Below are 21,553 nucleotides of genomic sequence, written 5' to 3'. Positions count from 1 at the left end.
TGTGATTCTTGAAAGTGAGGGATGCCCGGTGCGCGAGTTCCGCGATGGCTATCTGTCCCACGTTGTGACGATTGCCGGCGTAGCCGGGCCCGGGGTTACCGAGCCCGACTACAAGCCAGGGTGTTGCGTCGTCAGGCAGGATTACTCCGCGGCTGCTTCTTCAGCGGCGGGGGCGTCGCCCTCGGCCTCTGCTGCGTCGTCCTCGCCGAGGTCCTGCTCGCTGGCGGTCGAGACCGCGACGATGAGCACGTCTTCGTCGGTGATGAGCGAGGAACCGGTCGGCAGCTCGAGGTCCTTGGCGAAGAGCTGGAAGCCGGCCTCCTTGCCCTCGATGTTGACGACGATCGACTCGGGGATGTGCGTGGCCTCGGCCTCGAGCGACACCGAGTTGGAGTCCTGGTTGACGAGCGTGCCGGGTGCGGCCTCGCCCTCGAGGTGGATGGTCACGTCGACGGTGACCTTCTCGCCCTTGCGCACGACGATGAGGTCGATGTGCTCGATGATCTGGCGAACCGGGTCCTTCTGAACGTCCTTGACCAGCGCGAGCTGGACCTTGCCCTGGATGTCGAGCTCGAGGATCTGGTTCGACTTGCGCAGGATGAGGCTGACCTCGTGGCCCGGCAGGGTGACGTGCTGCGGCTCGGTGCCGTGTCCGTAGATGACGGCGGGGATCTTGCCGACGGCGCGGATCTTGCGAGCCGCACCCTTGCCGAAGCTCTCGCGGATCTCGGTAACGAGGTGGTTGCTGATTTCGGCCTGAGCCATGATTTATCTCCTTGTGACGGGACCGGTGGCCCACGTGAATTTTCAACTCGAACGCATATGTCAGCGTGAGGAAGACGTGAGGCCGAATGGCCGATGCCCGCTCCACCGCGTCGATCACGGATGCAATGCATCCCTCGCCGAAGTACAGCCGCCAAGCTTACACGGCGAGGCAGGCTTTAGCGATCTCGCCCGCGTTGGCACGGCTATCCTTCAAAGATGTCCTCCAGTCTCCACAGTCGCGCGGTCGACGATATCGGTCGCCGCATCGTCGACGGGAGGCTCGTGGCCGGCACCACAGTGCTCGCCGACCAGCTCGCGATCGAGCTCGGGGTGGGTCGCTCGGTCATCCGCGAGGCGGTGCGCGTGCTGCAGTCGCTCGGCCTCGTGACGAGCGTCAAGCGCGTCGGAATCCGCGTGCTGCCCGAGGGCGCATGGAACGTCTTCGACCCCCAGGTGGTGGCCTGGCGTGTCACCGGCCCCGGGCAGGGCGCGCAGTTGCGCTCGCTCACCGAGCTGCGCACCGCGGTCGAGCCGATGGCCGCCGAACTCGCGGCCCAGCACGCCGCCGACGAGCAGTCGGCCGAACTGCTCGGCACGGCCGCCCGCATGCGCACTGTCGGTCGCTCCGGCGACCTCGACGCGTTTCTCGAGCTCGACATCCACTTCCACTCCCTCGTGCTGCGCGCGAGCGGCAACGAGATGTTCGCGGCGATGGACGGCATGATCGCCGCGATCCTGCGCGGCCGCACGACGCTCGGCCTCATGCCCTCCCGCCCGCACGAGGAGGCTCTGCAGTGGCACGTCGACGTGGCCGACGCGGTGCAGGGCGGGCGAGAGATCGACGCGCGCGCCGCGATGGACCGCATCATGCGGCGCACCGTGTCGGAGGTGGAGCACGTCTGGCACGACGTGCCCCGCCCCGGACACTAGCGGTCAGAAGCGCACCAGCTAGAACCGCAGCAGCACCTTGCCGCTGACCGATGCGTCGAGCGCCACAGAGAACGCTTCGAGAGCCTCGGATGCCGCGAACTCGTGCGTCACGATGGGATCGACGTTGAGCGTTCCGTCGGCAAGCGCCGCGAGCACGTCGTCGATCTCGTCGGCGAAACGGAACGACCCGACCAGTTCGAGTTCACGCGTGATGGCGAGGCTGATGAGGGCCGGCTGCTCGCCGGACGGCAACAGGCCGACCATTACGACGCGACCCCCGCGGGTCACACCACGCACGGCCGACGCGAGGCCGCGGTAGTTGCCCGACGATTCGATCGCCACGTCGGCCTGAACCGCGGCGATCGCGTCGACGTCGGTGGCGAGGATGGTGTCGGTCGCCCCGAGTTCGCGGGCGATGCGCAGCGGGGTCTCGTGCAGGTCGACCGCGGTGATGCGGCTCGCACCCGCGCGCTTGAGCACGGCGATCACGAGCGCGCCGATCGGACCGGTGCCGACGACGAGCACCGACTTGCCCGCGACGTCGCCCGCACGGCCGACGGCGTGCCACGCGACGCTCGCCGGTTCGACGAGCGCCGCCCCGCGCAGGGACAGCCCGGTGGGCAGCACGCGCAGCATGCGGGTCGGCAGCGCGACGAAGGTGGCGAACGCGCCCTCGGTGTGCGGATGGTGCGCGGCGCTGCCCAGGTAGCTGGTGCCGGGCGCCAGGTTCGGCCGGGCTTCCGGATAGCGCACGCCCTCGACGGGCTTGGGTGTAGCCGGGTGCACGGCCACCTCCGCACCGACCGCCGGGCCGGAGCCGTCGGCCGCAGCGGTGTGCACCGTGCCGACCACCTCGTGCCCGAGGGTCATCGGCTCGCGCAGGATCGACTCCCCCGCCGCACCGTGCGTCCAGTAGTGCAGGTCGGAACCGCAGATGCCCCCGTACGCAATGCGTACCACCGCTTCATCCGGGGCCGGCGTGGGCGCGGGCAACTCGTCGACTCGCAGGTCGTCCTTGCCGTGGGCGACCACCGCGAGATTCGTGTCGTTCATCACACCACCACCGTCATTCCGCCATCGATGAAGATGACCTGGCCGTTCACGAAGTTCGAGCCGTCGAACGCGAGCCACACCGCGGGCCCCACGATGTCGGCCGTCGTGCCCCAGCGATGGGCGGGGGTGCGGCCGACGATCCACGAGTTGAACGACTCGTCGTCGACCAGGTTCTGCGTCATCTCGGTGTGAATGTAGCCGGGCGCGATCGCGTTGACCTGGATGTCGTGCTCGGCCCACTCGGCGGTCATCGCCCGGGTGAGGTTGCGCACGCCGCCCTTCGACGCCGTGTACGGGGCGATGGTCGGACGCGCCAGATCGGTCTGCACCGAGGCGACGTTGATGATCTTGCCGCCGCCGCGCTCGATCATGCCGCGCGCGACCTCCCGCCCGACGAGGAACGCGCTCGTGAGGTTGGTGCGCAGCACCCGGTCCCAGTCGTCGACGTCGAGGTCGAGAAGCGAGACCCGGTGCTGCACCGCGGCGTTGTTGACGAGGATGCGGACGGGCCCGACCTCGGACTCGACCGAGCGGATGCCACGGGCCACCGCCTCGGCGTCGGTGATGTCGAACGCGACGCTTCTAACGACGGCCGCACCGAACTCCGCCTCGAACTCGGCGGTCGTCTCGGCGAGACGGCGCTCGTCTTTACCGTGCAGTACGACCGTGGCGCCGGCCTCGGCGAGACCGCGCGCGATGGCCTTGCCGATTCCCCGACTGGAACCCGTGATCAGCGCGATACGCCCGCCGAGGTCGAAGAGGTTCGAACCCATGGCGTTAGCCGACCGCGCCGGCGACGAGGAAGATCGCGAGGGCGAACACGAAGCCGCAGACACCCACGAGCGCCTGGCCGACGGTCCACGTCTTGAGGGTCGTCTGGGTGTCCATGCCGAAGAAGCGGCTGACCAGCCAGAAGCCCGAGTCGTTGACGTGGCCCGCGAACACCGAACCGGCCGCGAGGGCGAGCACGATGGCGGCGAGTTCCACCGGGTTGAGGCTGGAGTCACCCTGCACGACGGGCTGCACGAGGGCGGCCGCGGTGGTGAGCGCCACCGTCGCCGAACCCTGGGCGACGCGCACGATGGCCGCGATGACGAAGCCGGCGACGATGAGCGGCAGGCCGATGGCGTCGAGGGAGTCGGCGATGGCGTTGCCGATGCCGCTGGCGCGGAGAACGCCACCGAACATTCCGCCGGCACCCGTGATGAGGATGATCGCGCACACCGGACCGAGGGCGCTGTCGACGATGCTCTCGACGAGCGTCGCCTTCTTGTTGCGCCTCCAGCCGAGCAGCCACATGGCGAAGAACACGGTGATGAGCAGTGCGATCGGTGTCTCGCCGAGCAGGCGCAGGATCTGCACGATGCCGTTGTCGAGCGAGACCACCTCGGCCGTGGCCAGGGCGTTGAGGCCCGTGTTCATGAAGATGAGAACGAGCGGCAGCAGCAGGAGGAAGACGATCGTTCCGAGCTTGGGCGACGACTTGAACTCTTCCGCGACACCGTCGTCTTTGGAGCCGAAGAGGATGTTCGGGATCGCGATGTCGTACTTACGGCCGACCCAGCCACCGAACTTGTAACCGACGATGTACCAGGTCGGGATGGCGACGAGCAGGCCGAACACGAGCACGAGGCCGACGTCGGCGCCGAGCAGGCCGGTCGCGGCCACGGGGCCGGGGTGCGGGGGCACGAAGATGTGCATGACCGAGAACGCGGTGGCGGCGGGGAAGGCGTAGAGCAGCAGCGAACCGCCGAGGCGACGGGCCACCGCGAAGATGATCGGCAGCATCACGACGAGACCGGCGTCGAAGAAGATCGGGAAACCCATCATGAGCGAGGCGATCGAGAGCGCGAGGGGTGCCCGCTTCTCGCCGAACTTGCGGATGAGGGCGTCGGTGAGCACCTGCGCGCCACCGCTGGTCTCCAGCATGCGGCCGAGCATGGCCCCGAGACCGACGAGCAGCGCCACGGTGGCGAGTGTCGAGCCAAAGCCCAACGTCAGCGTCGGAACAATCTGGTTGGCCGGCACCCCCGTGGCGATCGCTGTCACAAGGCTGACCACGATGAGGGCGAGGAACGCGTGGATGCGAGCCCCGATGATGAGGAAGAGCAGGAGTGCGATCGCGCCGAGCGCGATCAGCAGCAGTCCCCACGTGGGCAGTTGCCACACGAGTTCGATGTCGGTCATCTTTGTCCTAACTGGTGAATGGGGCTGAACTCAGGCGACAGTGAAGTCGGCGAGCTTCTCTTTTACGAACCGGACCATCTCGTCCGGAGTCTGGGCGAGGTCGACGACGATGGCTCTCTCGTCGGCCTCGAGGGGCTCGAGCGTCGCGAACTGCGAGTCGAGCAGGCTGTTGGGCATGTACTCGTGGTTCCGGTGCGCCTGGCGCTCCGCGATGATGCCGCGCTGCCCCGAGAGGTGCACGAACACGGCGCTGGGCGCGTGCGATACGAGCTGCGTGCGGTAGCGGCGCTTGAGCGCCGAGCAGGCGACGACGATCGGGTTGCCCTCGACCAGTTCGGCGCCAATGCGCTCGGCGATGATCTCGAGCCAGGGGGCGCGGTCTTCGTCGTCGAGCGGGTGGCCGGCCGCCATCTTCTCTTTGTTGGCGCGGGGATGGAGGTCGTCGCCGTCGATGAAGTCGAGACCGAGTGCGGTGGCGAGAGCGAGGCCGATGGTCGACTTTCCCGAACCGGAGACCCCCATCACGATCAGGGGTGGATAGCTCGTGGGCATGAAGGCTCCTTTGCTGGATGTCGACGCGTCATTACGTCTGACAACAGCTGCGAGCGTCCCGCATAAGTCAGACTTAATAGGCGATCGTATGCGGGGATACGCCGGTGCGCAACTTTTGCGTTCCAGCGAGCTTCGTCACAGTCCGGCACCGCGCGCAAGCCTTGCTTTAGTCTGAGAGAGCGTGCCGTGGCCCGTCGGTCACGGCTGCAAAACCAATTTCCCGCGTGATTGCAAGGAGAAATACCCCCATGGCAGAAGCCACCCAGGCCCAGGCAAACATCGGCGTAGTGGGCATGGCGGTGATGGGCTCGAACCTCGCCCGCAACCTCGCCTCCCGCGAAGGCAACACTGTCGCGATCTTCAACCGTTCGTACGAGAAGACCCAGACGGTGCTCGACGAGCACCCCGAGGCCGAGTTCCTCCCGGCTTCGTCGTACGAGGAATTCGCCGCGTCGCTCTCGAAGCCGCGCACCGCGATCATCATGGTGCAGGCCGGCAAGGGCACCGACGCCGTGATCGACGCGCTCACCGAGGTCTTCGAGCCTGGCGACATCATCGTCGACGGCGGCAACGCGCTGTTCACCGACACCATCCGCCGCGAGAAGGCGGTACGCGAGACCGGCATCAACTTCGTCGGCGCCGGCATCTCCGGCGGCGAAGAGGGCGCGCTGCTCGGCCCGTCGATCATGCCCGGCGGTTCCGCCGAGGCGTGGGAGACCCTCGGCCCCATCCTCAAGTCGATCGCCGCGGTCGTCGACGGCGAGCCCTGCGTGACCCACGTCGGCACCGACGGCGCCGGCCACTTCGTCAAGATGATCCACAACGGCATCGAGTACGCCGACATGCAGCTCATCGGCGAGGCCTACGACCTCATCCGTCGTGGCACCGGCAAGACGCCCGCCGAGATCTCCGAGATCTTCACCGAGTGGAACAAGGGCGAGCTCGAGAGCTACCTCATCGAGATCACCGCCGAGGTTCTGCGCCAGGTCGACGCGAAGACGGGCAAGCCGCTCGTCGACGTCATCCTCGACCAGGCCGGCAGCAAGGGCACCGGCGTCTGGACCGTGCAGACCGCTCTCGACCTCGGCATCCCCGTCTCGGGCATCGCCGAGGCCGTGTTCGCCCGCTCCGTGTCGTCGAAGCCCGCCCAGCGCGCGGCAGCAGCGGCGCTTCCCGGCCCGACCGCGAACCCCGTCGAAGACGTCGACGGCTTCATCGAGGGCGTGCGCCAGGCGCTCTACGCGTCGAAGGTCATCGCCTACTCGCAGGGCTTCGACGCCATCGTCGCCGGTGCCGAGCAGTACGGCTGGGACATCAAGAAGGGCGAGATCGCGAAGATCTGGCGCGGCGGCTGCATCATCCGCGCCCGCTTCCTCAACCGCATCACCGAGGCCTACGCCGAGAACCCCGGGCTCGTCTCGCTCGTCACGGCGCCGTTCTTCACCGACGTGGTCGCCACGACGCAGGAGGCCTGGCGCAACGTCGTCGCCGACGCCGCCCACGCCGGAATCCCGGCACCCGTGTTCGCGTCGTCGCTGTCGTACTACGACAGCCTGCGCGCCGACCGCCTGCCGGCCGCGCTCACCCAGGGACAGCGCGACTTCTTCGGCGCGCACACCTACAAGCGCGTCGACATGGACGGCACGTTCCACACCCTGTGGAGCGGCGACCGCACCGAGATCGAAGCGGTCGACAGCCACTAACAACGATTGCTGGTTGAGTAGCACCGGCTACGGCGCGTATCGAAACCCCTCGCGTGGATTCGATACGGTCGCTGAGCGACCTACTCAACCAGCACAGGTACTACCAGCGCGGCTCGTCAGAACCCAGTTCTGTCGGGCCGCGTTCGTAGTTGAACGCGATGTCGCCGACCGTGAGCGGGGAGGCGAGCAGGTCGGCCGGGCCCCACGGGGTGTCGATGCGGGTTGGTCGCGCTTCGACAGGCTCAGCGGCCGTTCCCTGAGCGTGTCGAAGGGACAACGGCAGCTCCAGGGCCGTGCGCGCCAGCGACAGGCGGGCCGAACTCGACACGCCCTCGCGGCGCATCCGCCCGATCGCGACGAGGGCGGCCGCGGCGGCCAGATACCCGGTCGCGTGGTCGAGCGCCTGCACCGGCAGCGGCGTCGGCCGGTCGGCCCCGGCCCACCCCATGCCGGCCTCCGCGATCCCGCTCGACATCTGCACGACGCTGTCGAACCCGCGGCGCGCGCTCCACGGTCCTCGCCAGCCGTAGGCGTCGAGCGACACCTCGATGAGCCCCGGTCGCAGGTCGCGGCGGCGCTCCGGCGAGACCAGCTCGTCGAGCGCACCCGGACGGTAGCCGTGCACCAGCACGTCGCAGTGCGCGACGAGCCGCTCGAGCGCGTCACGCCCCACGGTCGTCGTCGCGTCGATGCGCGTGGCCCGTTTGCCGAGGGTCATCTCGGGCACGATCGCCGGTTCGTTCCAGTCGGGCGGGTCGACACGCAGCACGTCGGCGCCGAGCGAGGCGAGAAAGCGGGTGGCGACGGGGCCCGCGATGACACGCGTCAGGTCGAGCACGCGCAGGCCGGCGAGCGGCCGCTCCCCCGTCGGCCGCCAGTTCTCGCGGGCGGCCGCGAAGCCGCCGGACGTCCAGTTGACGAGGGGCTCGCTCGCGACCGCAATGCCCTGCGGATGACGCGCCCACCCCTCGGCGCTGCGCATCACCGCCGCGCATCCGCCCGCCGAGACGACGGCCCGCTCGAGCTCGTCGCCAGCCCACGCCGCCACGGCCGCCTCCACCGCGGAACGATCGGCGGGGGTGCCGAGCACCGCGAGGGCCGCCGCCCTGTGCCGGGGCGCGTTCGTGTGCAGCCGGATCCACCCGTCGGCGCTCGCGTAATCCCCGGCCAGGTCATCCCAGGGCGAAGGCAGCTGCCACCCGACGGGCGTGAGCGCGGCACCGAACCAGGCGGCGGCGAGGCCGCGGTCGACGGTGACGGGAGCCGCGTCATCCGACAGCCTGCTCGCGGCGATGCCCGCGGTCGCGACGGCCGCCGCCGCGAACTCGGAGACGGCGAAAGCGGAGCGCAGCGACGACTCTCCCGTGAAGGCGAAGGCAACGGGCTGCAGGCCGAGCGCCGCGACGAAGCGCGTGACGAGGTCGACTTCGGTCATGTGCTCACTGTAGGCAGTGGGCCGACGCGGGCACAGTACCCTGCGACAATTGCACGATGAGCGACGAACACCCCGAGTTGAACGGCTACGAACCCGGCGACGGCAAGCCGCTGCGGTCGAAGCGCACCGTCACGATGATGCGCGTGGTCGTCGTGCTCGCGCTCGTGGGGCTGATTCTGCCCGGCATCGTCACCACGTGGAGCGTCGCCGCGTCGTCGGCGCAGTCGGCGTGCGCCGTCTGGGTCGCCTATTCGGTGGCCGGGGACAGCGGGGCGGATGCCCGTTTCGAGGTATTCGGACCGGGCGGCATGGGCTGGGAGTGCTACAGCGACGGGGCGTTCGGCGGCGACCGGCACATCGTGTCGCTCGGGCTGATCCCCGGGCCGCCGCAGCTGCCGCTGGTGCCGACGCAGAGCAGCTAGCTGGTTGAGTAGGGCGCTCTAGCGCCCGTATCGAAACCGCCGACTGAGCCTGCGAAGGAGGTTGAGCCTTCAGATGAGCCGAAACCGGCCCGATGAGCCCGCCGCGGACGCGTCATCCGGCCGGAAACGGCTCTTTTACGACCGGCAGCAGGCCTACGCGGCGCCGTCGAACATCGAGGTGACCGACCCGTCGTCGAACACCTCGTAGATGGCCCGCGCGAGCAGCGGCGCGATCGGCAGCACGGTGAGCGACGGGAAACGCTTCTCGGGCGGCAACGGCAGGGTGTCGGTGACGACGACCGAGTCGATGAACTCGCTCTGCAGCAGTTCGACGGCCGGATCGGAGAACACCGCGTGCGTCGCGGCGACGATGACGCCGAGGGCGCCCGCCTCCTTGAGCGCCTGCGCGGCCTTGGCGATGGTGCGGCCGGTGTCGATCAGGTCGTCGACGATCAGGCAGACGCGGCCCTCGACCTCACCGACGATCTCGTGCACTGAGACCTGGTTCGGCACCAGCGGGTCGCGGCGCTTGTGGATGATGGCGAGGGGGGCGCCGAGCTTGTCGCTCCAGATGTCGGCGACGCGCACGCGGCCCATGTCGGGCGAGACCACGGTGAGCGTGGTGTTGTCGAGCTTCTTGAAGTGCTCGAGCAGCACGGGCATGGCGAAGAGGTGGTCGACCGGGCCGTCGAAGAAGCCCTGAATCTGAGCGGCGTGCAGGTCGACGCTCATGATGCGGTCGGCGCCGGCGGCCTTGTACAGGTCGGCCATCAGGCGGGCGCTGATCGGCTCGCGGCCGCGGCCCTTCTTGTCCTGGCGGCCGTAGGGGTAGAACGGCACGACGACGGTGATGCGCTTGACCGAGGCACGCTTGAGCGCGTCGACCATGATGAGCGACTCCATCACGTGCTCGTTCAGCGGCGCGGGCATCGACTGGATGACGAACACGTCTGCGCCGCGCACGCTCTCGTCGTAACGGGCGTAGATCTCGCCGTTCGCGAAGGTGCGGGCATCGGTGTGCACGACGCTGGTCTCGAGGGCGGCGGCGACATCGAGGGCGAGCTGCGGGTGCGCGCGACCCGAAACGATCACCAGTTTCTTCTGTCCGGTTTGCTTGATCTCGGACACGGTTCCCGCTCTCTGTTCGACTCGCCTGAAATTCTTGAAAGAGTGGGGGTTACTCGTCGCCGTCGTTCGCCGCCGCGGCCGCAGTGGCCGCCGCAGTGCCCGCCCGGTTCTTGTCGACCCAGCCTTCGATGTTGCGTTGCGGAGCCACGTTCACCCCGAGCGCCCCGGCGGGGATGTCCTTGCGGACAACGGTGCCGGCGCCGGTATAGGCTCCGTCGCCAATTGTAACCGGGGCGACGAACACGTTGTGCGAGCCCGAGCGCACGTGGGATCCCACGACCGTCTTGTTCTTGTTCACGCCGTCGTAGTTCGCGGTGATCGTTCCGGCCCCCACGTTCGACTCGACGCCCACCGTGGTGTCGCCGATGTAGCTGAGGTGTGGCACCTTGCTGCCGTCGCCGATCGTGGAGTTCTTGGTCTCGACGAAGGTGCCGATCTTGCCCTTCACACCGAGCACGGTGTTCGGACGCAGGTAGGCGAACGGGCCGACGGTCGCGCCGGCGCCGACCACCGCGAGGGTGGCGTCGGTGCGCACGATGGTGGCGTTCTCGCCGACCTCGCAGTCGACGAGGGTGGTGTCGGGGCCGATCTTGGCGCCGGTAGCGATGCTCGTCGCACCCTTGAGCTGGGTGCCCGGGAGGATCTCCACGTCGGGCGCGATCGACACGTCGGTGTCGATCCAGGTCGTTGCCGGGTCCTGGATGGTGACGCCGGCGCGCTGGTGGCGCTGCACGATGAGCTGGTTGAGACGCAGTCCGGCCTCGCCGAGCTGCACGCGGTCGTTGACCCCTGCGACGCGCCACGGCTCGGACACGGCGACGGCGCTGATCGTGGCACCGGCAGTGCGCAGCAGGCCGACCACGTCGGTGATGTACTTCTCGTTCTGGGCGTTGTCGGTGCCCACGAGGGCGAGCTGCGCGCGCAGTGCCTGCACCCCGAAGACATAGGTGCCGGAGTTGATCTCGGTGATGGCCAGTTCGTGCGCCGCGGCATCCTTCTGCTCGACGATGCGGTCGAGCGCTCCCGACGCGTCGCGCACCACACGGCCGTAGCCGGTCGCGTCGTCGAGGATGGCCGAGAGCAGAGTTGCGGATGCCGCGTCGGCACGGTGGGCTGCGAGCAGTCCGGCGAGGGTGTCGGCGTCGAGCAGGGGCACGTCTCCGCTCACGATCACGACGTCGCCGTCGAACCCGGCGGGCAGGGCGTCGAGCGCCACCTCGACCGCGCGGCCGGTGCCGGGGATGTCGTCCTGGTCGACGATGATCACGTCGGGGCTGAGCCCGGTGATCATGGTCGAGACGGCCTCCCGCTCGTGGCGCACGACCGCGAGCACGTGGGCCGGGTCGAGCTGGTGCACGGTGCCGAGCACGTGGCCGATGAGCGGCTGGCCGGCGATCTCGTGCAGGATCTTGGGCCGCTGCGACTTCATGCGGGTTCCCTGACCGGCGGCGAGAACGATTACGGCGAGCTGGGCGTCAGTCATGCTGTTCATTCTGCCGCATCGCGCGGGGCGTGTTGGTTGAGTAGGTCGCGCAGCGACCGTATCGAAACCCGGGCGGGCCGGTGTTTGCGCAGTTCCGGGTCACGTGCGCAGCGGCGCGCGGCCGCAGACGTCCCAGGATGGCGCAGACGGTGAGGCCGACGGAAGGGCGAGGTGGGCGAGGTGGGTGAGGTGGGCGAGGCTTGGAAAGTTGCTCTCGGCGGTCAGTACCTGCCGCTGCGGAGTTACTCAGACGCCGGAGCATTCAAAAGAGCCAAATCGTTGGCTCTTTTGACTGCTCCGCCTCCAGGATTCGAACCTAGACCGAACAGCTCCAAAGGCTGTCGTGCTGCCATTACACTAAGGCGGATCGCGCGAGGCAGGGCCTGCGCGCTCGTCAATTCTGCCAGATCGCGGAGCCGCCCGAGACGGCCGCTTCGCGCAGACCCCAGATAATAGGTCAATGCCCACAAACGACGAGGTCGACCGCATCGTCGATGCGTGGCAGCGCGAGCGTCCCGATCTCGACTTCACGCCCCTCCAGGTGCTCAGCCGTGTCGGGAGGCTGGCCCGCCACCTCGACCGGGCCCGGCGCACGGCTTTTGCGGCATCCGACCTCGACTCGTGGGAGTTCGACGTGCTCTCGGCGCTGCGTCGCGCCGGCTCCCCCTACCAGCTGAGCCCGAAGTCGCTGCTGCAGCAGACCCTCGTGTCGAGCGGCACCATGACCAACCGCATCGACCGGCTCGTGCAGCGCGGGCTCGTCGAACGCCGCACCGACCCGAACGACGGGCGCGGCATCCTCGTGGTGATGACGGAAGACGGCTGCGAGAGAGTGGATGTCGCGATCGCCGAACTGGTGACCGCCGAGGCCGAACTGCTCGAGGCCATCTCCCCGGTCGACCAGGAACGGCTCGCCGGGCTGCTGCGCAAGCTCAGCCTCGACTTCGACTGAGCGCCCCACGCTGGTCGAGTAGGAGCGCCAGCGACGTATCGAGACCTATCCGAAGCGGCCGTTGACGTAGTCGAAGGTGCGCTCGTCGACCGGCTCGGAGAACATCGCCTCGGTGTCGCCGTGCTCGACGATGGCGCCGGGGGTGCCCTGCGAGGCGAGGAAGAACGCGCACTGCGTCGACACCCGCTGCGCCTGCTGCATGTTGTGGGTCACGATCACGATCGTGACATCCTGCGCCAGCTCGAGCATCGTCTCCTCGATCACGCGCGTCGACGTCGGGTCGAGGGCGGAGCAGGGCTCGTCCATGAGCAGCACCTGCGGTGTCACCGCGAGCGAACGCGCGATGCAGAGACGCTGCTGCTGGCCACCGGAGAGTCCGCCGCCGGGTGCGCGCAGGCGGTCCTTGACCTCTTTCCAGAGACCCGCCTTGGTGAGGCAGCTCTCGACGAGGTAGTCGCGGCGGTCGCGGTCGGCGCGCGTTCCGGTGAGCTTGAGGCCGGCGAGAACGTTGTCGTAGATCGACATCGCCGGGAACGGGTTCGGCTTCTGGAAGACCATTCCGATGCTCTTGCGTGCGTCGACGAGCTTGCGCTCCACGTCGTAGATGTCGACGCCGTCGATGAGCACCTCGCCGGCGAGGCTGGCAGAGGGCACGAGTTCGTGCATGCGGTTCAGGATGCGGAGGAACGTGGACTTGCCGCAACCCGAGGGCCCGATGAGCGAGGTGATGACGCCGGCCGGCATCTCGAGCGAGACCCGGTCGAGCACCTGGTGGTCGCCGAACCATGCCGAGATGTTGCGGGCCTCGAGGGTCGCGAGCGGCGGGCGTTCGAGCACCATCGTCGAGGTCGTCTGGTCGTCGGGCTTCGTCGCCTTCGGCCGACGCATGCGTTCGGTGACGGCGAGCGCCATGGCGCGGGGTCGCGCGACGGGCAGCACCTGGGTGAGGTCGTCGTTGGGCTTGGGGTCGGTCATGGTCACTCGATTCGCGGGGCGGTTCTAGAGCAGGTTCGGGAGGAGGAGGGTGAGCTGGTTGCTCACGAAGATCACGGCGAGAACGCCGACGGGCACGAATACGACCCAGGTCTTCTGGGCACCGATGCGCCGGTAGGCCCAGACGGCGGCGAGCTGCGCCACGACCAGGAACTGCAGGGCGAAGACGAGCGCCCACACCGTCGTCGGGTCGGTGGCCATCGCCTGGGCTTGCGGCGGCAGGGTGGCGAAGGTCGTCTGGCGCTGACCGCTCGCCTGCACCTCGCTGCGCAGTTGGGCGTCGACGTAGGCGATTCCGGCCGGGATGAACGACGCGCCGCGGGCGGTCTGCAGGATGAGACGGCTCTCCCCCGCCTTCGGCGAGGCCGGCGTGGGGTCTCCCGCGTACCGCACTCCGACAACCTCGAATACATGCTTGCCCTGGCCGGTGCGCACGGTGAACGAATCGCCGGGCGCGAGTTCCTGGATCCGTCCGAACGGGCCGCCGTAGGCTGCCGCGCGGCCCATCAGCACGCTGACTCCCTGCTGTCCGGGGAGCACGGTATCGCGGCGATGACCCGGTCCGGCCTTGAGCGCGTCGCCCGAGGTGCCTTCGACGACGACGTCGTGCACGTCGAGCTGGGGGATGTCGATCACGGCCACCGGGTCGCCGTCGGCGAGCAGCACGTCGTCGAAGTTGCCCTCGCTCACGGGGGCGGTACCGTCGGAGAGTTGCTGGCGGAATTCGTTGTAGAGCAGCTGTTGCGACACGAGGTTCTGCACCTGGCTGAGCACCATCACGTTGGCCACGAACGAGAACAGCAGCGCGGCGACGATCATCAGCGAGCCGCGCACGAGCATCATCCGCGGGGTCAGCGGCGCATACGTTTTCGGCGGCCGCGGCGCGCGACGCGGCGGGAGGGGTGGACGCTGCTGTTTCGGGGTGCGGGGCGGGCGCGGGGGTCTTCCGGCGGGAGTCGGCGACTCCTCGATCGCCTTCTCCAGTTCTAACGTCATGCGGGCACGCCACCGAGGCGGAACGGCATCATCGGACGGCCCAAGAACTGCATGAGCGAGTAGACCGCGAATCCGAGCACGCCAAGCCCGCCCAGCGAGGCGACGCCCCACGGCGGGATCACGACGAACTGGTCACGCGTGATCGAATCGAGCTCGACACCGTCGACCACCTTCGGCGGCGTGAGCGTGGCGTGTACCTGCACGAATGTCGACTGCCCGATTCCGCCCAGTCGCGCCTCGAGGGTGCGTGTTTCGCCGGGCTTGAGGTCGGTGACTTTGACGTCGGTGACCTCGCTGAGTCGGTTGCCGAGCGGTCCGTCGGCCCAGAAGCGCACGGTCGAACTGAAGGTGCTCTTCGACACGTTACGCACGGTGAAGCTCGTCTCGGTCGCGCCGTCGAGCGGGTTGATCGACCAGTCGTAGACCGAGGTGAGCCCGCTCACGAACAGGATGCCGCCCAGGTCGACCTCGCCGTCGGCGGGCACGGCGGGTTCGGTGACGGGCGCGACGACGTCGGCGGCGGGCTTCGTCGGCGTGGACGGCCGGCTCGTCGCGGGGGCCGGCGTCGTCGTTCCCGCCGGTGCGGGTGCCACGGGTCCGGGGGTGACCTCGATCGTGATACCGATTCCGTCGTCGTCGTCGGTGACGGAGGCGAGCGCGGCCGACGAGCCGAAGGCCATCGTCGCGACCAGTCCGGCGGTGCCGAGAAGCAGGACGGTGGCGCCACGGCGCGCGGTGCGTCGCATCATCGTGCGTCTCCGTCTGTCGGTGTTCCGGATGCCACGAGCTCGCCCTTGCCGTCGGACTCGAGTTTGCGGCGGGCTTCCGCCTCCATGTGCGCGACCCACTCTTCGGCGCGCTTGGCGTCGATGCGGCGGCGGATGCGCAGGAAGAGGTAGATCGCGCCGCCGACTACGAGCAGGATGATGAGCCACCACGGCATCGCGATGGCGACCGTGTCACGGTCGACCACGGCGAGCGGTCCGGGGCTGGTCACGTTTTCCGCGAGGGTGGGCGCGAGCGACACATACGAGTTGAGATAACCCAACTGGGCTACGCCCGGCACCTCGATGGTGACGACCCGCGTCGAACGCGGCAGCATCTCGGCGAGCTCTTCGCGCACGATCGGGGCAGCGCTGATCCCGAAGTAGGTGTTCACGCCCATGAGCATGTTGCCGCCGAGCGCGATGTTGCCCGAGTTGCGCACGGTGAAGGTGATGGTGGTCGTTCCGTCGAGCGGGTTGATCGTCGGCTGGTACGACGACGAGATGCTGCCGACCGTGAGGGCCGCCTGCAGGTCGCCGGGGACGCGCACGTAGAGGCGAGTGGCCACGCGGCGGTCGACGAGGATCTGTCCCTGTGGCGAGGTGACCGACGTTACGATGCCCGCGGCATGGTCGCCTGGCGAAGCATCCGCGGGAACCGTCAAAGTGAACGTAACGAGCTTCGACTCGCCGGCCGCCAGCGGCACGTCGACGAATTTCGCACCGTTCTCGAAGGTGACCCAGGCGCCGGCATCGATGGCCTGGGCGTCGGTCTCGAGCAGGCCGTAGGCGCCGTCCTCCGTGTTGAACGCGTCGGTCGAGAACACACGCATCGTCTGCGAGGTCGTGCCCGTGTTGCTGACGCTGTAGTTGTCGGTGAGCTGCTGGCCAGGGGCGGCTTCGTAGCTGAAGCGGCTGCGACCGTCGGGGCCGGTCTCGCTCGCCGGCGTACCGGATATTCCGTCGGTGTCGTCGGCGTGGGCGGGCAGCGCGGTGGAACCGATGCTGAGGCCCGACGCGACGATGAGGGCCGCTGTGATTACGACGGAACCGCGGGCAAGACGGCGCGCCAAGAGGGGGATGCTGTGCACAGTACATTCACGCATCGCCAGTTGGCCTGCAAGCTTCCCGCTGCTGAACCAGATGTGAACGGGAGCCCCTCATTCACACCCGATTGGCGACGCAAAAAAGGGAGGGACCGCTGTGCGCGGCCCCTCCCCTTCTAGGGTGTTACTTCGAGGTGAGCGTGAGCGTCATCTTCGAGGTGTACACGCCGGCCGCAGCCGTCGACGGAGCGACGAACTTGAGGTCTGCGTTCAGCACGGTGTCTCCGACGGTCGCGCCGTCGCTTGCCTCGGCGAACGGGCGTCCGACCTTCGTCGCGGCACCAGCGGCTGCTGCCACAACGCCCGCGATCGGCGTGCCGACCACCTTGGGCGTAACGAGAAGCTGCGACGCCGGGATCGTGCTGTTGCCAGCGACGAAGTCGGCGACGGTGCTCGTGAGCGTCCAGCCCTTGTGGGTCTGGAAACGCTCGTCCTTGACGGTGATGTCGCCCAGGGTTCCGGTCGAGGTCGACTGGTTGTTGACCAGGGTCGGGTTACCGATCGTGGCCGTGGTGCCAGCGGGAACGACGAGGCTGAGCGCGCCCTCAGCAGCGGCCACGGTGGTCGCCGAGAGGTTGATGTCGGCGGAGCCGGCAGCGGGCTCGACGGGAGCGGCGGTGGTGGGGTCTTCGAACGTGTAGTTTCCACCGGGCTGGACGGTGATGTAGTGGTAGACCACTCCAGCGTCAGCGATCTGCAGGCCGTTGTTCTTCACAAAGGCGAAACCGATGCTGAACTGGCCACCGTTGTCTTTGATCGACTGGAACTGGCCCTTGAGCATGCCCGACGGGGAGACATTCACCTGGAGGACGTTCTTGGTTCCGGGCATGAATCCTCCGTTCGAGTTCGCAGTCCACGCGGAGACGGTGTTCTCCTGGCCACGCGGCGAGATGAACGTCGTCACGTCTGTCGCGTCAGCGGATCCGATGAACACCTCGTTCATGTCCGTCTTGCTCGGGGCACCGAACGAAGCCTGGTCCCATGCGACGACCGTGCCGGGAGCGACGAGCGACTCCGTGTCGGTGTTCCACTGGTACAGGGCGACGGTCGAACCGTTGGACTCTACGGCGAAGGCGGACGTGACCGCAACGCCAGAGACGAGTGCTGTCGCGATGCCGACGGCTAGAGCGATTTTGGTTTTAGTGAAACTCATGATCATGCCTTTCGAGTGAGGTGATGGCTGGGTTGTTCTACAGGTTGAGGTACGCGCGCTGCGCGGTCGTCGTGGAGGGAGCGAGGAACCCGAACTTCTTCTTGACGGCGCCGGGGGTGCTGGCGGCGGAACCGAAGTTGTTGAGGCTGGATGCGGTGCCACTCACCAGAGCGGCGAGGCCGGCGTCGTACTTTGCGCCACCGGAGACGACGCGCGACTGCTCGACAACAAGGTAGGTGTCGCGGCCGAACGTGGTGTTCGCGTAGTAGGTTGCGCTGGGAACGAGCGCGGGGGCGGTGCCGGTGAAGGGGGTGGTGCCGGCAATCGGGCTACCGAGCTGAACACCGGTGGCGGTCGTGGAGTTGAAACCGGTCACGCCGTTGGCCTGGGCGACCCAGCTGGCGACGGAGAACGGGATGATCTCGCCTTCGGCGAGCACGGTGGCGTCGTTCTCAGCGGTGGCGTTTCCGACATCCGAAACACCGGGGGCCACCGTCGTGCCGGAGGCGTAGCCGATGGCGGGGAGGAAGAAGTTGCGCGTACCCGAGCCGGCCTGGGGAAGGCGCGGCTTGATCGCAGCGCCGTCGATCGTGGTCAGCGTTCCGTCGAAGACCTGCTTGAGCTGCACAGGGGTCAGCGTGGCCCAAGCGGCCGTTCCACCCTTGTACGCGTATGCAACGGCGTCACGCGCGTAGGGCACGTAGAGCAGCTGGCCGGCGGCGTTGGCGTTGGCGCCGGGACCGCTCGACGAACGGGCGATGTCGACCTGGCCGGTGATGACCTTGGCGGGGGTGGTGTTCGTTCCACCGGCGGAGTACGGGTTGCCGGTGATCGAGGCGCGCAGCGCGTTGACGCCCGCACCGGAGCCAGCGGGACGGCCGAAGTACGGACCGTTCGGCTTGGTCTGGATTGCCGCGCCGCCGAAGGCGTCGAAGTTACCCAGAGTGGCGCCGCCGGAGGTGACGCGAAGGAACGAACCGCTGGCGTTCGTGCCATTGGTCAAAGCATTGGTGGAGTCCTGCAGAGTGTCCGAGCCGACGAGAACGTAGCTGTTGGCGACGGGCTCGGCGTTGGCGGGCGTGAATGCGAGTCCGGCGAGGGCCAGGCCCGCGACGGTGCTCAGTGCAACGATCTTCTTGATCTTCACGAGGGTGCGATCCTTTCAAGGGGGTTTACCGAGCATCCGCGAGCGCGGCCGCTTCGACTTGTAGCTGCTGAGTTACTAGGTGCCGTCTCAGACGCTGGCAAGAGTGTGGGCATCAGAGGCGTTTCCTCTTCATGCGGGTGATTCCGGGAACGAGTAGAGCGGAGAGCAGGCCGGCGAGAACGCTTCCGGGAACCGCGTTCTGCAGCGCGGCGGCGGCGGCGGGGTCGTCGGGCGTTGCTTTGCCGGCGAGTGCCAGAACGGCTTCACCGGTGGCGGTCGGCGCCGCGGGAGCAACGGCTGCAGGAGCCAGTGACCCGACCGGGGCAGGCTTAGTCTGCGCCACGGCGGCGGGCGGAGCGACAGGAGCTGGAGCGGCCACGGGCGCGGGAGGCGACTCGATCACCGTTGCGGCCGCGAGCGCCTGTGCCTTCCATCCTGCAGGAATGGGTGCGTATCCCTCGGGCAACTGACCCGGCTCGGTGCCCTTGCGCTGACCGTCGGTCACCGCGTACCTGATGAAGTCGGCGTACGAGGCTCGCACGCCAGCGTCCGTCATCGTCGGGCTGGCGGCCGCGTAGACCGGGAGCGTGAGCGGGTAGGCCGTCTTCGCGCCTCTGGCCGCTTCCGACCGAGGGTCGAAGCCGTAGACCTGCGCCTGGCTTGCCGAGGCGGTCATCGCCGCGGCTCCCGCGGTCATGGAATCGATAGTCGGCGTGACGTACTCCCCCGCGGGGTTGAGCAGAGCCGCCGTGAAGACCTGGTACTTGGCGGCAGCCGCCGTGTTGGTCAGCCCGAGCACGCGCTGTACGCCCGGCAAGCTACGGGTGGGCTTTGCGTAACGCGGCGGTCTATCGTTCGGGTTCCACCCGCCGAGTACCTGCCCGTTTCCGTTGAGCACGAGGTTTCCGCTCGCCTCGTAGCTGTTCGAATACGGCCGCCAGGTCACGAGGTTGATCGGGTCGGCGCCGCCGTCGGCCGGCTGTTCGATCGGATCGGCCTTGGGGAAGTCGTCGCGGGGCAGACTCATCGCGGTGCCGGTCTTGTTTTTGGACGCTTCCGTCGAGCTGTAGGGGTTCACGATCATGCCGAATTCGTCCGGCGTTCCGGCGAGAAATTCGGATGCCGCAGCGTCTGAGGTGACGTAGGTCCACAGTGCGGTCGCGCCGTCCGACCGCCCCTGCGGAAGCAGCAGGTCGCCGAGCGAGGGGCTCACGAGCGCCTGGTTCTTCCACTCGGGATTGATAGCCAGGAATTCCGGGTCGTATGTGATGTTGCGGGCGTTGTGACCAGGCTCCGCCTTGCTGACGTACCCGACGTGCACACGGTTCGCGCCGTAGGGCAGTGAGTCGAGATAGGAGTTGGTCAGCAGCTTCGCGACCAGTCGCGGGTTGAGGTTGAGGCTAGTGAAGGGCAACCGCGCCTTGTCCTGACTGGCTTGGTCCGCGCTGTCTGCGGGTTCCCTGTCGACGGCGAAGGCAATGGCTAAACCGGTGACGGCTATCGGCGCGTACGCGAGAGTGTCGGCCTGCTCGGAGACCAGCGCGTTGGAGGTCAATGCGAGAGGTGCCGTTTCGGAACCGTTCGCGGCCAGCGCAGCGTCGCCCTCGGTACCGGTGAGAAGCGTGTAGACCGATCCGCCGTCCGAGGTGCAGAGCGACGGCTGCCAGGAGGCCACGGCGTCTGCGGCCAGCTCGCTCCCCGATACGAGTCGCTCCGACGCGCCGATATCGCAGCGCACTCCGACCGGACGGAAGTCGAGCTTGATCGCGAGCTTGTGCTTCCAGCTGTCCCAGAGGAGACCTGACTGCTTGATGGCGGGCTCACCCTGATCCGCGGTGCCGCGGGGGATGATCACGAGCCAGCACGACGAACCCGTAACGGTGCCGTCTGCGCCCTCGATCGGAGTGCCACAGCCGAGGCCTTCGGACTGAACCGCCGTCTGCAGTTCGATCTTCGCCGATCCCGTTCCGTCGCTACCTGTGCCCGCCCAGCTGACTTCGTTGGTGGTGTACGGGCCGAAGTATTTGTTGTCGTTGACGTTGGTGGTGACGACCGTTCCATCGTCTTTGAAGAGTCGGTGCCCGTCCCTTACGTTCTCGACGATGTCTTCAGGCTTTCCGGTGGCGGCCCGGAAGGGAATCGAGGTGTATGCCGAAGTGATTCCGTCTTTCTTCACGCTGTAGTTCTTGTCTTCGGGCGCGATGGTGTTGGTGTCGCCGCGGTTGCTGTCGCGTGAGGTGCCGGGCGTGTTGTATCCGCCGTACTGGCAGGTGGTGCGGTCGGGTTCGGCCGCCACGGGAGGCTTGTCCGTCTCTTGGGGGAGATCGCCCCAGCACTGCATGATCTGAAGGAAGTTCTCGCCGCCGGTCTCCTGGTTGGGCGGCGTTGACTTCTTGCCTCCCGTCCAGCTGACTACCAGCCCCTGGCTGACGAGGTTCTTGGTCTGCGAGACGGTGACGGCGAGGTCCGGGAATGGGGAGTTTCCCCAGTCCGGATCCTGCTGAGTCGCCGAGATCGTGACCGCGCTCGGGGCTGCAGCGGCATCCGCCGTCTGCGCCGGGAAAACCACTCCACCGATGGTGAGGAGGGCTCCGACGACGAGCATCGTGGAGACGCCGGTGATGCCCGAAATGAGTCGGGTACGGCCTGAGCCGGCGGCGGGTCGTTTGGGCAAAGCGGTCTCCAGTGCTGAATTCTCAGCGGATTCTCGGGTGAAGTCGATTGAGATTATTGGCGGTCTATGGCGCTCAGATGAACGGATGCGGAACTACCTCTACCCGCCGA

The 21,553-nt window shown here is 67.8% G+C and carries 19 protein-coding genes, 1 tRNA gene and 1 pseudogene; 4 read left to right on the top strand and 17 right to left on the bottom strand.

Annotated elements, in window-relative coordinates; all coding sequences use genetic code 11:
- Both ACLQ6X_RS17130 and ACLQ6X_RS17125 read right to left on the bottom strand, forming a co-directional pair.
- Nucleotides 1–139: pseudogene (locus tag ACLQ6X_RS17130) on the bottom strand (aminoacyl-tRNA hydrolase); the annotation flags it as partial.
- 2 nt (nucleotides 140–141) lie between these two features.
- Nucleotides 142–765, bottom strand: coding sequence for a 50S ribosomal protein L25/general stress protein Ctc (locus tag ACLQ6X_RS17125; protein ID WP_411701355.1), 624 nt, complete (start codon nucleotides 763–765; stop codon nucleotides 142–144).
- Nucleotides 766–981: 216 nt separating this feature from the next.
- Here ACLQ6X_RS17125 and ACLQ6X_RS17120 point away from each other — a divergent pair, with 216 nt between their 5' ends.
- A complete protein-coding gene (locus tag ACLQ6X_RS17120; RefSeq protein ID WP_411701354.1) occupies nucleotides 982–1,695 on the top strand; it encodes a FadR/GntR family transcriptional regulator in 714 nt (237 codons plus the stop codon).
- A gap of 18 nt (nucleotides 1,696–1,713) precedes the next feature.
- On the opposite strand, the gene ACLQ6X_RS17115 is transcribed toward ACLQ6X_RS17120, so the two are convergent.
- From ACLQ6X_RS17115 to ACLQ6X_RS17100, 4 genes are read right to left on the bottom strand one after another with little or no spacing between them, the layout of a single operon-like run.
- A complete protein-coding gene (locus tag ACLQ6X_RS17115; protein WP_411701353.1) occupies nucleotides 1,714–2,748 on the bottom strand; it encodes an L-idonate 5-dehydrogenase in 1,035 nt (344 codons plus the stop codon).
- Complete coding sequence (locus ACLQ6X_RS17110) at nucleotides 2,748–3,521, bottom strand: SDR family oxidoreductase (RefSeq protein ID WP_411701352.1); 774 nt, start codon at nucleotides 3,519–3,521, stop codon at nucleotides 2,748–2,750. The genes ACLQ6X_RS17115 and ACLQ6X_RS17110 overlap by 1 nt, the downstream gene beginning before the upstream one ends.
- A 4-nt stretch (nucleotides 3,522–3,525) precedes the next feature.
- Complete coding sequence (locus ACLQ6X_RS17105) at nucleotides 3,526–4,935, bottom strand: GntP family permease (RefSeq protein WP_411701351.1); 1,410 nt, start codon at nucleotides 4,933–4,935, stop codon at nucleotides 3,526–3,528.
- A 30-nt stretch (nucleotides 4,936–4,965) separates the two neighbouring features.
- Nucleotides 4,966–5,487, bottom strand: a complete 522-nt coding sequence (locus ACLQ6X_RS17100) for a gluconokinase (protein ID WP_411701350.1) — start codon at nucleotides 5,485–5,487, stop codon at nucleotides 4,966–4,968.
- A 248-nt stretch (nucleotides 5,488–5,735) separates the two neighbouring features.
- Between ACLQ6X_RS17100 and gndA the strand changes: the two genes are divergently transcribed.
- A complete protein-coding gene (gene gndA / locus ACLQ6X_RS17095) occupies nucleotides 5,736–7,190 on the top strand; it encodes an NADP-dependent phosphogluconate dehydrogenase (protein WP_411701349.1) in 1,455 nt (484 codons plus the stop codon).
- A 100-nt stretch (nucleotides 7,191–7,290) separates the two neighbouring features.
- Here gndA and ACLQ6X_RS17090 read toward each other — a convergent pair whose 3' ends face one another.
- Nucleotides 7,291–8,625 (bottom strand): CoA transferase, encoded by a 1,335-nt coding sequence (locus tag ACLQ6X_RS17090; protein WP_411701348.1) that lies wholly within the window; start codon nucleotides 8,623–8,625, stop codon nucleotides 7,291–7,293.
- Between the two features lie 56 nt (nucleotides 8,626–8,681).
- On the opposite strand from ACLQ6X_RS17090, the gene ACLQ6X_RS17085 reads away from it, so the two are divergent.
- Nucleotides 8,682–9,047: a hypothetical protein gene (locus tag ACLQ6X_RS17085; protein WP_411701347.1), complete on the top strand. Its 366-nt coding sequence runs from the start codon at nucleotides 8,682–8,684 to the stop codon at nucleotides 9,045–9,047.
- Nucleotides 9,048–9,200: 153 nt separating this feature from the next.
- Here ACLQ6X_RS17085 and ACLQ6X_RS17080 read toward each other — a convergent pair whose 3' ends face one another.
- The 3 genes from ACLQ6X_RS17080 to ACLQ6X_RS17070 all read right to left on the bottom strand — a co-directional run bounded on the left by ACLQ6X_RS17080 (nucleotide 9,201) and on the right by ACLQ6X_RS17070 (nucleotide 12,025).
- A complete protein-coding gene (locus ACLQ6X_RS17080; protein ID WP_411701346.1) occupies nucleotides 9,201–10,175 on the bottom strand; it encodes a ribose-phosphate diphosphokinase in 975 nt (324 codons plus the stop codon).
- 49 nt (nucleotides 10,176–10,224) lie between these two features.
- A complete protein-coding gene (glmU, locus tag ACLQ6X_RS17075) occupies nucleotides 10,225–11,658 on the bottom strand; it encodes a bifunctional UDP-N-acetylglucosamine diphosphorylase/glucosamine-1-phosphate N-acetyltransferase GlmU (RefSeq protein ID WP_411701345.1) in 1,434 nt (477 codons plus the stop codon).
- Between the two features lie 295 nt (nucleotides 11,659–11,953).
- A tRNA-Gln gene (locus ACLQ6X_RS17070) sits at nucleotides 11,954–12,025 on the bottom strand.
- Nucleotides 12,026–12,118: 93 nt separating this feature from the next.
- Here ACLQ6X_RS17070 and ACLQ6X_RS17065 point away from each other — a divergent pair.
- Nucleotides 12,119–12,610 carry a MarR family winged helix-turn-helix transcriptional regulator gene (locus tag ACLQ6X_RS17065; RefSeq protein ID WP_411701344.1) on the top strand — a complete coding sequence of 164 codons (492 nt, stop codon included), beginning with the start codon at nucleotides 12,119–12,121 and terminating at the stop codon, nucleotides 12,608–12,610.
- A 45-nt stretch (nucleotides 12,611–12,655) separates the two neighbouring features.
- On the opposite strand, the gene ACLQ6X_RS17060 is transcribed toward ACLQ6X_RS17065, so the two are convergent.
- The 7 genes from ACLQ6X_RS17060 to ACLQ6X_RS17030 all read right to left on the bottom strand — a co-directional run bounded on the left by ACLQ6X_RS17060 (nucleotide 12,656) and on the right by ACLQ6X_RS17030 (nucleotide 21,443).
- Complete coding sequence (locus ACLQ6X_RS17060; RefSeq protein WP_411701356.1) at nucleotides 12,656–13,450, bottom strand: phosphate ABC transporter ATP-binding protein; 795 nt, start codon at nucleotides 13,448–13,450, stop codon at nucleotides 12,656–12,658.
- 159 nt (nucleotides 13,451–13,609) lie between these two features.
- Nucleotides 13,610–14,599 carry a sortase gene (locus tag ACLQ6X_RS17055; protein ID WP_411701343.1) on the bottom strand — a complete coding sequence of 330 codons (990 nt, stop codon included), beginning with the start codon at nucleotides 14,597–14,599 and terminating at the stop codon, nucleotides 13,610–13,612.
- Nucleotides 14,596–15,348, bottom strand: coding sequence for a hypothetical protein (locus ACLQ6X_RS17050; RefSeq protein ID WP_411701342.1), 753 nt, complete (start codon nucleotides 15,346–15,348; stop codon nucleotides 14,596–14,598). The genes ACLQ6X_RS17055 and ACLQ6X_RS17050 overlap by 4 nt, the downstream gene beginning before the upstream one ends.
- Nucleotides 15,345–16,436 (bottom strand): WxL protein peptidoglycan domain-containing protein, encoded by a 1,092-nt coding sequence (locus ACLQ6X_RS17045; RefSeq protein ID WP_411701341.1) that lies wholly within the window; start codon nucleotides 16,434–16,436, stop codon nucleotides 15,345–15,347. The genes ACLQ6X_RS17050 and ACLQ6X_RS17045 overlap by 4 nt, the downstream gene beginning before the upstream one ends.
- 157 nt (nucleotides 16,437–16,593) lie before the next feature.
- Entirely contained in the window at nucleotides 16,594–17,622 is a 1,029-nt protein-coding gene (locus ACLQ6X_RS17040) for a hypothetical protein (RefSeq protein WP_411701340.1), read from the bottom strand.
- Between the two features lie 37 nt (nucleotides 17,623–17,659).
- Complete coding sequence (locus tag ACLQ6X_RS17035) at nucleotides 17,660–18,769, bottom strand: hypothetical protein (protein ID WP_411701339.1); 1,110 nt, start codon at nucleotides 18,767–18,769, stop codon at nucleotides 17,660–17,662.
- Between the two features lie 112 nt (nucleotides 18,770–18,881).
- Nucleotides 18,882–21,443, bottom strand: coding sequence for a hypothetical protein (locus ACLQ6X_RS17030; protein WP_411701338.1), 2,562 nt, complete (start codon nucleotides 21,441–21,443; stop codon nucleotides 18,882–18,884).
- Nucleotides 21,444–21,553: the final 110 nt, after the last annotated feature.

This window comes from Conyzicola sp. (assembly GCF_046714715.1).
Classification (GTDB): Bacteria; Actinomycetota; Actinomycetes; order Actinomycetales; family Microbacteriaceae; genus Conyzicola.
Note: the sequence above shows the minus strand (reverse complement) of the source record. Positions and strands in the feature narration are given on the sequence as shown.